At 42.4% G+C, this 12,295-nt stretch carries 13 protein-coding genes; 11 read left to right on the plus strand and 2 right to left on the minus strand.

Features of this window, described 5'->3' with window-relative positions; translation table 11 throughout:
* Window position 1: 1 nt before the first annotated feature.
* From PGR14_RS00880 to PGR14_RS00895, 4 genes are all read left to right on the plus strand, one after another.
* Window positions 2-1,252 (plus strand): competence/damage-inducible protein A, encoded by a 1,251-nt coding sequence (locus PGR14_RS00880; protein ID WP_055246828.1) that lies wholly within the window; start codon window positions 2-4, stop codon window positions 1,250-1,252.
* A 43-nt stretch (window positions 1,253-1,295) separates the two neighbouring features.
* A complete protein-coding gene (locus PGR14_RS00885) occupies window positions 1,296-2,771 on the plus strand; it encodes a GNAT family N-acetyltransferase (protein ID WP_055246826.1) in 1,476 nt (491 codons plus the stop codon).
* Window positions 2,772-2,870: 99 nt separating this feature from the next.
* Window positions 2,871-3,563, plus strand: coding sequence for an iron-sulfur cluster assembly scaffold protein (locus PGR14_RS00890; RefSeq protein ID WP_022220480.1), 693 nt, complete (start codon window positions 2,871-2,873; stop codon window positions 3,561-3,563).
* A 60-nt stretch (window positions 3,564-3,623) separates the two neighbouring features.
* On the plus strand, window positions 3,624-4,634 hold the full coding sequence (locus PGR14_RS00895; protein WP_008375150.1) for a GGGtGRT protein: 1,011 nt from the start codon (window positions 3,624-3,626) through the stop codon (window positions 4,632-4,634).
* Between the two features lie 128 nt (window positions 4,635-4,762).
* On the opposite strand, the gene PGR14_RS00900 is transcribed toward PGR14_RS00895, so the two are convergent.
* On the minus strand, window positions 4,763-5,197 hold the full coding sequence (locus PGR14_RS00900) for a tyrosine-type recombinase/integrase (protein ID WP_270222873.1): 435 nt from the start codon (window positions 5,195-5,197) through the stop codon (window positions 4,763-4,765).
* A gap of 121 nt (window positions 5,198-5,318) precedes the next feature.
* Between PGR14_RS00900 and PGR14_RS00905 the strand changes: the two genes are divergently transcribed.
* The 7 genes from PGR14_RS00905 (at window position 5,319) to PGR14_RS00935 (ending at window position 11,135) form a co-directional block, all read left to right on the plus strand.
* Complete coding sequence (locus PGR14_RS00905; protein WP_055260607.1) at window positions 5,319-5,546, plus strand: polymorphic toxin type 50 domain-containing protein; 228 nt, start codon at window positions 5,319-5,321, stop codon at window positions 5,544-5,546.
* 2 nt (window positions 5,547-5,548) lie between these two features.
* Window positions 5,549-5,761, plus strand: a complete 213-nt coding sequence (locus PGR14_RS00910) for a hypothetical protein (protein WP_055155584.1) — start codon at window positions 5,549-5,551, stop codon at window positions 5,759-5,761.
* A gap of 300 nt (window positions 5,762-6,061) precedes the next feature.
* Window positions 6,062-6,355: a phage holin family protein gene (locus PGR14_RS00915; RefSeq protein ID WP_172676441.1), complete on the plus strand. Its 294-nt coding sequence runs from the start codon at window positions 6,062-6,064 to the stop codon at window positions 6,353-6,355.
* Between the two features lie 13 nt (window positions 6,356-6,368).
* A complete protein-coding gene (locus tag PGR14_RS00920) occupies window positions 6,369-7,409 on the plus strand; it encodes a GH25 family lysozyme (protein WP_055260608.1) in 1,041 nt (346 codons plus the stop codon).
* A gap of 125 nt (window positions 7,410-7,534) precedes the next feature.
* Window positions 7,535-8,227, plus strand: coding sequence for a hypothetical protein (locus PGR14_RS00925; protein ID WP_008375159.1), 693 nt, complete (start codon window positions 7,535-7,537; stop codon window positions 8,225-8,227).
* Between the two features lie 153 nt (window positions 8,228-8,380).
* Entirely contained in the window at window positions 8,381-9,088 is a 708-nt protein-coding gene (locus tag PGR14_RS00930) for a response regulator transcription factor (RefSeq protein ID WP_008375161.1), read from the plus strand.
* Window positions 9,060-11,135 carry a sensor histidine kinase gene (locus PGR14_RS00935; protein WP_055260609.1) on the plus strand — a complete coding sequence of 692 codons (2,076 nt, stop codon included), beginning with the start codon at window positions 9,060-9,062 and terminating at the stop codon, window positions 11,133-11,135. The genes PGR14_RS00930 and PGR14_RS00935 overlap by 29 nt, the downstream gene beginning before the upstream one ends.
* Before the next feature lie 105 nt (window positions 11,136-11,240).
* Here the strand turns inward: PGR14_RS00935 and PGR14_RS00940 are convergent, their stop codons facing one another.
* On the minus strand, window positions 11,241-12,227 hold the full coding sequence (locus PGR14_RS00940; protein WP_008375163.1) for an FAD:protein FMN transferase: 987 nt from the start codon (window positions 12,225-12,227) through the stop codon (window positions 11,241-11,243).
* Between the last annotated feature and the right edge of the window lie 68 nt (window positions 12,228-12,295).

Genomic DNA, 12,295 nt, shown 5'->3' on the forward strand with positions numbered 1-12,295 from the left:
AATGGTTGTAGAGCTGATTTCTGTCGGCACTGAAATTTTACTTGGCAACATTGTGAATACAAACGCAGCATACCTAGCAGAGAAATGTGCTCTGCTAGGTTGTTCTTTATATCACCAGACTGTTGTCGGTGACAATGAAGAGCGTATGGAAGAAGCAATCCGCCAGGCAATAGAGCGCGCTGATATCGTAATTCTGACAGGGGGACTTGGCCCTACCAAGGATGATCTGACAAAAGAAGTAACTGCAAAGGTATTTAGCAGAAAACTTTATATGGATGAACATTCCAAAGCACGGATCCAGGATTATTTTGAAAAGATAAAGAGTAAAAAAGTAACGGAAAATAACTGGAAGCAGGCGTTGGTTCCGGAAGGCGCGATCGTGATCGACAATCTGAACGGAACGGCACCTGGACTGATCCTGGAGGATAAAGAGCGCGGCAAAGCAGCGATCCTGATCCCTGGTCCTCCGAATGAGATGAAGCCGATGTTTGAACACGACATTGCACCGTACCTCAATAAAAAGCAGCTGGAGGGAATCTATTCCCATATGGTAAAAGTGTGCGGGATTGGGGAAAGCAGGGCAGAGACCATGGTTGCGGATCTGATGGATGCACAGACCAATCCGACGCTTGCGCCTTATGCAAAGACAGGAGAGGTACATTTTCGTGTGACTGCAAGAGCATGCTCTGAAGAAGCGGCAGAAAAACTGATGGAGCCGATGATCGAAGAGATGAAGAAGCGTTTTGGTGATGCTGTTTATACGACCGAAGAGAATGTGACACTGGAAGAGTCGGTGATCCGTCTTCTGGAAGAGAAGAAGATGACTGTGACAACGGCAGAATCCTGTACAGGCGGAAAGCTTTCCGGCAGACTTCTGAATGTGTCGGGAGCTTCCAGCGTGTACAATGAAGGATATATTACTTATGCGAATGCATCGAAGGAAAAGATTCTTGGTGTGAAGCATGAGACACTGGAAACCTACGGGGCAGTCAGTGAACAGACAGCAGCAGAGATGGCACTTGGGGCAGCAAAGGCGGCAGGTGCGGATGCGGCACTTAGTGTAACCGGAATCGCAGGACCTGGCGGCGGCACAGCGGAAAAACCGGTCGGACTTGTGTATATCGGATGTGCGGTAAATGGAGAGGTAACGGTAAGAGAGTACCGTTTTACCGGCAATCGTGAGAAGAACCGGGACTATGCGGTTGCACGTGCGATCACGCTCTTGCGGGAAGAACTTTTAAAGAGGGCGTAAGAGAGAAAACCAGTTCATTCTGGAAAAGATGAGGTACAGAAAAATGATCATAAAAAGACTATATAGCAGTCAGGAGGTTGTGGAAGGTCTGCATCTGGTATGGGATGTATTTATCAGAGAAAACGCCAATTCCTGTACACAGCAGGGAATCGAGGAATTTGCCCGTTTTATCAAGATGGAGAATTTTATGCCTCTTGTCGAAAGCGGAGAGATGATCGTCTTTGGCGCGGTAGAAGGACAGGATCTTGGCGGTGTCGGAGCCGTGCGGAGGGATGGACATATTTCCCTTCTGTTTGTCCGCCCGGATTTGCGGAGAAAAGGGATTGCGAAGGCTCTTGTTGGTGAAATGTGCAGATACTGTACGATGCAGTTTGCTCTGATGCGTATGACGGTCAATGCATCGGTTGTGAGTACGGAAGCTTATCACCATATGGGATTCCGGGATCTGGCACCGGTTCAGGAAAAGAACGGGATCCGTTTTGTTCCGATGGATTTGATGATATCACCGGCAAATGTAAGATCTTCCTATAATGGAAAGAAACATACGGGACTTTTTATCGGGATCGCAGTTACCGTACTTATTTTTCTGATATTCCTGGGACTGCTCTTCGGAAAAATCATCAGCAATTTTGCGAGTGGTGAAGGAAAACAGGAGGATTCGTCACAGATTTTTGAATATAACCCGGATGAGGACGGAGAAATTGACGATATCTTTGGCAGTAATGGAAATGAAGAGGATAATAAGGACAGCAGTTCTGAAGAAGCACAGGGAATCGAGGCAATTGAAGGCTACGAGGCAGAAAATCTGCCGTATACGATCACGGAGGAAAATTACACTTATTTTTCCAATGGAAATAAAGGCGAATATCCGATGCAGTTTGATGTCAAATATCCGCAGATCACAGGTGTGGAAGGTGAAAATATTGACAAGATCAATGAAATGCTGAAGGACTGTGCGATGAGTACGGTCAATACCTTATATCTGGCTCCGAGTGATTCTATGAAAGAGAAAATGTTGGAGGAATCGAACCCGTTTTTAGGAAGTCTTGTAACGTACAAGGTTTCTTATGCAGGAGAAGATTTTATCAGCGTAGCATTCAATGATATTTATTATGCAGGAAATACTTCTGCACAGTATTGTGACCTCCGTACCCGCAACATCCGTATTTCTGACGCAAAGCAGTTTGAAGTGGCAGATATCGTGGATCTAAGCGATGCATTTATGCACGATTGGATGAAAAAGATGAAGGGTGAAGCACCATCGGCAGAGGTGTTAAGCAGTGTGAAATTAAATGATTTCCGACAGATTTTAAATGGGGAAATCCTGGAGAACCGGTACTTTGATGCATTCTTTGTAGATAAGGATGGAATTGAGATCGGAATTACTTACCATTACCCGGGAGATGGAAAAAAATCTTCTGCGGAGAGTGGATGGATCACAGCGCCGTTTACTATGAAAGAAATAATTGAATATAAAACAGACAGTGAGTTCTGGAATCTTGTACAAAGTAACAATTGACGAATGTCGAAAATTGTGCGAAAATAAATACATATGGTGTTAAAACAATCACAAACGCCTTATAAAAGAAAAACAGATGTATTTGAAAGGAGTTTTAACATGATTTATTCACATGAAGTAGAAATGATGTGTCCGGTAGCTCAGGGTGCAAACCACGGACCAGCTCCAATTCCGGAAGAAGCAAAATGGGTAAAGGCTAAAGAAATCAAAGATATTTCCGGTCTTACACATGGTGTCGGCTGGTGTGCTCCACAGCAGGGTGCATGCAAACTTACTTTGAACGTTAAAGATGGTATTATTCAGGAAGCACTTGTGGAGACTATCGGATGTTCAGGAATGACTCATTCCGCAGCTATGGCTTCAGAAATTCTTCCAGGAAAGACTATTTTGGAAGCACTTAACACAGACCTTGTCTGTGATGCAATTAATACAGCAATGAGAGAACTTTTCTTACAGATCGTATACGGAAGAACTCAGAGTGCATTCTCAGAAGAAGGACTTCCGATCGGTGCAGGACTTGAAGACCTTGGTAAAGGACTTCGTTCACAGGTTGGTACAATGTACGGAACTCTCGCAAAAGGACCACGTTACCTGGAAATGGCAGAAGGTTATGTAACAGGAATCGCTCTTGATGACCATGATGAAATCATCGGATACCAGTTCGTAAGTCTTGGAAAATTCACAGACTTTGTCAAAGCAGGCGATACTCCGAATGAAGCTTGGGAAAAAGCTAAAGGACAGTACGGACGTGTAGCTGATGCCGTTAAGATCATTGATCCGCGTAAAAACTAATTACATACATAAGTAATTAACGGGTTATATAGGCAACAATATTTTCAGGAGGACAATTAAATGGCTTTATTTGAATCATATGAGAGAAGAATTGATAAAATCAATGAAGTTTTAAACAGCTATGGCATTGCTTCACTCGAAGAAGCTGAAAAGATCACAAAGGATGCCGGACTGGATGTATACAACCAGATCAAAGGTATTCAGCCAATCTGTTTTGAAAACGCATGCTGGGCTTACATCACAGGTGCAGCAATCGCAATCAAAAAAGGATGTACAAGAGCAGCAGACGCTGCAGCAGCAATCGGAGAAGGACTTCAGGCTTTCTGTATTCCGGGATCTGTAGCAGATCAGAGAAAAGTAGGTCTGGGACATGGTAACCTTGGAAAGATGCTTCTTGAAGAAACAACAGACTGCTTCTGCTTCCTTGCAGGACATGAATCATTCGCAGCTGCTGAAGGTGCAATCGGTATCGCTGAAAAAGCAAACAAAGTTCGTCAGAAACCTCTTCGTGTTATCCTGAACGGTCTTGGAAAAGATGCTGCAAAGATCATTTCAAGAATTAACGGATTCACATATGTTCAGACAGACTATGACTATTATACAGGAGAACTGAAAGAAGTTCAGAGAATCGCTTACTCTGACGGACTTCGTTCTAAAGTAAACTGCTACGGTGCAAATGATGTACGTGAAGGTGTAGCTATCATGTGGAAAGAAGGCGTTGACGTTTCTATCACAGGTAACTCTACAAACCCGACACGTTTCCAGCATCCGGTTGCAGGTACATACAAGAAAGAATGCGTAGAAGCAGGAAAGAAATACTTCTCAGTTGCTTCAGGTGGTGGTACAGGACGTACACTTCATCCGGACAACATGGCAGCAGGACCGGCTTCTTACGGTATGACAGATACACTCGGACGTATGCACTCTGATGCACAGTTCGCAGGATCTTCATCTGTACCGGCTCACGTAGAAATGATGGGTCTTATCGGTGCAGGTAACAACCCGATGGTCGGAATGACAGTCGCTGTTGCTGTAAGCATTGAGGAAGCTCACAAAGCTGGTAAATTCTAAGAAAACCGCGTAAAATAAGGGCTTGTGAATGCAGTAGATGGTAGTAAAAAGTAGGAAAATGTAGTTAACTCATACATTACTCATACATTAGTCCTACACCTTACTCATACACTATACGAACTAACAATTTACTGTATTTTCAGTATTTCATTATGCAACCATTGTGGGTCACGCTTAGTATAGACTTTTTCAGTAATGTCGTATATTTCGTGACCCACCATTTTTTTAATGGCATATTCATCAACCCCAGCATTCTTGCACATCGTTATAAAAGTATTTCTACTGTCATGAGGTCTGTGATCTGGATTCAATTCTAAAGCATCAACAAGTGCTTCTATTCTACGTCTATACTTATCATATGTTAGCATTAAATTAGATTTTGCCGTATTCGTATCGGTACAATTAAATAAGTATTCACTGTTCAACTCTTGTGCCTTATTGTACCATTTAATAACAAGAGGTCTAATTCTAGGATGAATAGGAACTGTTCGGTTAGTACCTGCTTTAGTCTTCATATCACCAGTTATTTCCCGGTTTTCAAGATCTACTTTTTCAAGCTCAATCTAAACATTGATTTGATTCGTTCTTTTGTAGATGGAGACGGTGTTCTACTTTCACCCTTCTTATCTACATATATTCCATTTTCCATTGCATCTTTTAAATGAAGCACTCTTACTGAGCTATTTGTACGATGATTTAGATTATGCACAAAGATTAGTTGATAAACACAGTGAAAAGGGAACCCCGTTACTTGACAAAAATGGAAATTGGTTACGGAAAGAAAAATTTACAGATACGAAAGCTATTGGTGTTCATTTAGATATAAACGGGAAGAAAGTAGAAACTGATGCCGGTATGATCGTATATTCTAAAACCGGAACTCATGTATATCCAAGAAAGGAAATCAAATAAGTATGAAAATAACAAAGGATTTAGAAGGAAAAAGAGTAAAAATTACAGATATTGATAACGAAATATTTGAGGGAATTGTATCTGACTATATTTATCCTGAAGATAATGAGCCAGAAGGAGTAGCTGGAATTTGTATCGAAGATTGTCCTCAACGTCCTGGCGACTGGATAGGGTTTAATGAACACGATATTAAAGAAATTAAAATAACAGACTAAAAACATTACGGAAGACTTGGTTAATAGCTGAGTCTTCTATTTTTATGTATGGAGGTAAAAGCAGTGAGTGAAGAAAAAGTAAATTATTTTGAAGAGGAAATGAAAGCTCTTTTAGCCGGTTATATAAGTGATCAGGATACGCATTAAATCAATACGTATGCAAAATTAAGCCAACAGGGCATTACTTTCTTTTGACACCAAATCCTATTTCTCACATATACTAATATCACATCTGATTGAATCGTTTATATATAAAATCTTCCTTAAAGTTCTAAAAAAGAAAGGCAGGCTATCCAGATAATGGAGCAACTTATGGATTATGTAAAACCGGAACTGCTTATTGTGACCGCAGTTCTATACTTTTTCGGAATTGCACTTAAACAAGCAGAATTTATCAAAGATAAATATATTCCGATCACGCTTGGGGCGACAGGCATTATCATCTGCGGGATCTGGGTGACATCTACCGCACATTTCGCAGGAGCACAGGATGTGTTGACCGCAGTTTTCGCATCCGTAACGCAGGGCATTGTTGTTGCAGGACTGAGTACCTACATCCATCAGATTATCAAGCAGGCAGGAAAAGAAGAGTAGGAGTAGAAGTGGTATGGCATTAAATGGAATTGACATCAGTAACTGGCAAAGTGGGATCAATCTTGCGGTTGTCCCGTGTGATTTTGTGGTGATTAAGGCGACAGAAGGAACCGGTTATGTAAATCCGGATTACGAAAGAGCCTACCGCCAGGCGAAAACAGCAGGGAAATGCCTGGGCATTTATCACTATGCGTCTGGTGGAAATATACAGGCGGAGGCAGAATATTTTCTGAAGAATGCAGGGAGCCGTGTGGGGGAGGCAATGCTTGTGCTGGACTGGGAAGGGCGGTCCAATCCGGCATTTGGTGTGAATGACCGGGAATGGGTGAAAGCCTGGTGTAATTATATTTCAACAAAGACCAGCGTCAATCCTGTGATTTATGTGCAGCAAAGTATGATGAGCCGATTGCAGAATATCGGAAACTATGGACTGTGGGTAGCGCAGTACGCGAGTATGGAGCCAATCGGGTACCAGGAAAATCCATGGAATGAGGGTGCATATGCCTGTGTGATGCGGCAGTACAGTTCTTCGGGAAGATTAAGCGGATGGAATGGCAATCTGGATTTGAATAAATTCTACGGAGACCGGCAGGCGTGGAGCCGGTATGCTGGAAAAGGAAACCAGACAACTTCAGAGAAACCTTCTGAAGAGGAAGAAAACCAGGAAGGAACTACGCTGGATCTGGTTTTTCGGACGATGCGTGGAGAATTTGGAAATGGGGAAGAACGGAAAAGCTGGCTTGGAACCAGATATGGAGAAGTGCAGGGGATGATCGACTATATTTCCGGTGCCAGTACAGAGACACTGGCAAAGGAAGTGCGTGCCGGGAAATATGGCAACGGGGAAGTGCGGAAAACGGTTCTGGGGAAACGGTATGAAGAAGTACAAAGCAGAGTCAATGCCGAAGAAAACAAGTATCATATCGTCAAATCCGGGGATACGCTTTCGAAAATTGCAACGATATACGGAACATCTTATCAGGAAATCGCAAGGTTGAACAAACTACAAAATCCGAATCTGATTTATGTCGGTCAGAGGCTGCGGATCAAATAACCGGCTAATAGATTTGATATTCAGAATCTGGTCTTTGAATTCAGTAATTTGGCAAAAAGAGCTATTGTTTTCAGCTTTTTGGTGTGCTATGATGAAAAAAATGAATACACAGGAGGTTTTGGGATATGGATAATAACTTAAATGACCAGATAACTGAGAATAGTGAAGGGGAGGAAAAGAGTCCATCTTCTTACACCGATCCCAATGCAGGATATACAGAAGCAGAGCCGCAGGCAAAGAATGACAATAGCGTGCCAAAAGAGGCAGCGGACGATAATTTAAAGCAGGAAGAAAAAAGTCATCCGGCATATACTTACGGTGAAATGCCAAAGTCAGAAAACGGAAGCGGTTACGGACAGTCAGCACCGGACGGAAGCGCTTGCCATTCCGGAACTTCGGATGGAACTTATGAAAATAATACTTACAACGGAAATTCGTATTATAACGGAACCAATCAGAGCGGAGCTTATACCAATGGGTACTCTGACAACCAGTATCAGAATAGCGGTTATAATACCGGATTTAACGCGAGCGGCTATAATAACAATTACAATAGCCAGAACAATTGTCAGATGCCGCCAAAGCAGATGGATCTATCTCCACTTTCTACCGGAGAATGGCTTTTAACGATGATTGTCGGAATTATTCCATGTGCGGGACTGATTCTGTATATTATCTGGGCGTTTGGTAATAGTGGCAATCTGAACCGGCGTAACTACTGCAGAGCATCCCTGATCCTTCAGGTGATTTCCTATGTGCTTGTGATTTTCTTTGTTATCATCGCAGCGATCGGCAGAGTAAGCTATTATGGTTATTAAATAAGTATCTGGCAGGCTTTTCGGCAGGGCAGCAGTGCTTTGCTGAAAAGCTTTTTCATTTTTTTAGAAATTCTTTAGAAATCTATTCCGGTTCTCTTTAGCTTTAGGAGATAGACTATAGTCAAGGATGAGAAAAAGAGGAGAAAAGCAGTTATGGAAATGAATCATGTACTGGTCGTTGAAGACGACAAGGAAATCAGAGAAGGTGTGGAAATATACCTGAAAAGTCAGGGATACGAAGTATTTCAGGCGGCAGATGGGATTGAAGGTCTGGAAGTGATCGAGAAAGAGGAAATCCATCTTGCAATCGTCGATATTATGATGCCGCGGATGGATGGAATCCGTATGACGATGAAGCTTCGGGAAAAATATGATTTTCCGGTGATCATGCTGTCGGCAAAATCAGAGGAAGTGGATAAGATCATGGGACTGAATATCGGGGCAGATGATTATGTGACGAAGCCATTTACACCGATGGAGCTTCTTGCAAGGGTGAATTCACAGCTCAGAAGATACCGGATGTTTGCAGAGAAGCTAAGAGATCGTGAAGAAAATCAGAATATCCATGTGATCGGCGGTCTGGAGCTGAATGAAGCTACGGTGGAGGTATCGGTTGACGGAGAACCGGTGCGCCTGACACCGATTGAGTACAAAATCCTGCTTCTCCTTATGAAGAGTCCTGGAAGAGTTTTTTCGGCAGAGGAAATTTACGAGCGTGTATGGAATGAAAAAGCGATCAATACCGATACGATCATGGTCCATATCCGGAATATCCGTGAAAAAATTGAGAGCTGCCCGAAAGAACCAAAATATTTAAAGGTGGTGTGGGGCGTTGGATACAAAATCGAAAAACAGGCATAAACTAGGGATTGTCCTGATTTTAGGTGTAATCTTACTTGCGACGGTGATCGTGTTAGGAAACTATAATACTTTTTATAAGAATGCAAAAAAGGAGCAGGACAGTCTGACACAGAATTACCGGACGAGTGAGTCCTTTATGAAGACATTTATTCGGGACTGCTATGTATTGTATTCCAAAGAATCCGGAAACGAATATAACGTAAAGTTTCTGGATGATTATTATCCGGAATTTGATGAGAAATTTAACCGGCAGATTGCATATATGAATTACCAGGTGCAGGATGCAAACGGAGAGGTAATCGATGGATACCGGTCGAATAGAGATTCCTGGGAAAAAGTGAAAGATACCGAGCTTGCAGATTATGCTCTTGGGATTAAGATCTCGTTTGACAAAAACGGTGAAATCAAGATTGATCAGGTGATGGGAACGGAAGTAACCAAACAGGAAGCTGTTCTGAAGATCCTGACCTCAAATCTGCCGGAAAAAATATTTGAATATGAAGATGAAAGTGAGATTGAAAATATTTCACCAAAAGACAGGACCTATTATTTCATGATGACGGAAGCAAAGCTGAATGCTTATGTTATGCGGGTATATCCGATTTCTTCAATGGTGGGAAACGCGGCGGTTTATACAATCTTGACCCTTATATTGTTGGTCGCACTTCTGGCATGGCTGATTCCGATGAAGAAAGATCTGCATACAGGAGATGAAAAAATTTTCCATGTACCATTTGAAATTGCGATAGCGACTGGTATTACTGGAATTAGCCTGATTTTCAGCTATCTTGGAGAACTGATTATGCACGCGAAAGGAAATGTGTGGCCAATCGATTTTCTGGTCTGGTTTGTTTTCTTTGCAGTCATGTACTGGGTATCCGGCTGTGTACGCCAGATCCGGCTTCTTGGAGTAAAGGAATATGTGAAAAAAAGAGTTCTGCTGATCTGGATCTGGAGAAGATTCGGAAACGGAATCCGAGGTGGTATCCGCTGGTGCAAGAATAAGATCGAAGCATTTTATCATTCGCTGGATCAGTTCAATTTCAAGGAAAAGAACAATAAGATTATTTTGAAAATCGTGCTGTTCAATTTCGCAATACTGCTGGTGATCTGTTCATTCTGGTATTACGGAATTGCAGGACTGATCGTATATTCTGTAATCCTGTTCCTGATCCTGCAAAAATATTTTAATGATCTCCGGAAAAAATATGCATTGCTTTTGGAGGCAACCAATAAAATTGCAGACGGAAATCTGGATGTAGAGATTGAAGGTGATCTTGGTGTGTTTAGTCCGTTCCGTAATGAAATCCAGAAGATCCAGACCGGATTTAAGAAAGCGGTAAAGGAAGAAGTAAAGAGCCAGCGTATGAAAACAGAACTGATCACAAACGTATCACATGATCTGAAAACACCGCTGACTGCGATCATAACCTATGTGAATCTGTTGAAAGACGAGAAAGATGAGGAAAAGCGAAAGGATTATATTGATATTCTGGAATGCAAATCTATGCGTCTGAAAGTCCTGATCGAAGACCTCTTTGAGATCAGCAAAGCAAGCAGCCAGAATGTAAACCTGAATTTGATGAACGTGGATATCGTCAATCTGTTTAAACAGGTAAAATTTGAGCTGGAAGATAAGTTCGAAGAAAAAGGTCTGGAGTTCAGGACCACTTTTCCGGAAGAAAAAGTGATTCTTCGTCTGGACAGTCAGAAGACCTACCGGATCTTTGAGAATCTTCTGAATAACATTGTAAAATATGCGCTTCCGGGAACAAGAGTTTATGTGGAAATCGAAAAGACGGAGAAAGATGTATTTATCCGCCTGAAAAATATTTCTGCAACTGAGCTCACCTTCAATCCGGAAGAAATTACAGAACGCTTCGTCCGCGGAGATGAGTCCCGCAATACCGAAGGCTCCGGTCTTGGCCTTGCAATCGTAAAAAGCTTCGTAGGTCTCCAAGGAGGAAGCTTCCATATCGAAACCGAAGCAGATCTCTTCAAAGCCGAAATCCGCTGGGCTTTGCCGGGAGAAGAGACAGTGAAGTAGGAAACATAAGAAAAATAAATGGTACCGGATTCAATTTTTTTTATAACTGAATCTGGTACCATTTATTTTTCTGATTTGTCTCACAACCTACATCATTCAACTTTTTTACTTTGGAAATCCGCTGGAGTAATGAATCTCATAATCATCCGTGATAAAGAGTGCCTCTGCCCCCTTGATTCCTTCGATATATTTCAATCCATCATCTAACCCCATCGCAAAGCAGGTCGTACTAAGTGCGTCCGCTTCCGTAGAAGAGTCACAGACAATACTCACCCCAAGCAGATCATTTTCATAAGGATACCCGGTTTTCGGATCTAAGATATGGTGATAAATCTTGTCGTCCACCTTAAAATACCGCTCATAAATACCGGAAGAAACCACAGATTGATCCTTGATCTTTACACTGGTGATCGCTTCTCCATTCTGTGCAAACGGCTTCTGGATACCGATATTATAATCCGAACCATCCGGTTTGCCGCCAAGAGCCAGCACATTTCCGCCCAGATTGATCAGTGCATGGGATACATTCTGCTCTTTCAGATATGCTTTCAGCTGATCCGCAATATATCCCTTTGCAATTCCGCCAAGATCAATAGCCGCCTCCGGATCCAGAAGCTGAACCGTATTTCCATCAACCCTCACATTCTCATATCCGATATGACTTTTCGCTTGCTGAATCGCCGCATCATCCGGAACGGTCCCCGTATTATTCTTAAAATCCCACAAGTCACTAAGTGGAGCGATCGTAATATCAAACTTTCCATCTGCCAGACGGCTGTATTCCACGCCTTTCTGAATCAAATCCACCGTATCACCCGAAAGTGTCACAGGCTCCCCGTTTGCATGGTTCAGCTCATAAATCTCGCTTCCTTCCGAAGTCCGGCTAAACCGCGCATTATAATCCTCACATTTCGCCACACAAGCATCCAGAACATCCTCTGAATCCTTATCATAAACCGTAATCGTCACCACCGTATCAAACACCGTCACCGTCCGCGACACCGGCTGTGGCGAACTCCCAGAACATCCACCCAGACAAAAAGTCCCAAACAAACTCAAACAAATACCAATTCCCAAACTTTTTATTTTCATCGCAAACCTCCTCAAACCATAACCTACAGCATTGTTTTTTTCATAAACTTCCTAAAAACGACATAATG

It is taken from the genome of Coprococcus sp. AF99-45, from assembly GCF_027663865.1.
GTDB lineage: Bacteria > Bacillota > Clostridia > Lachnospirales > Lachnospiraceae > Allocoprococcus > Allocoprococcus comes.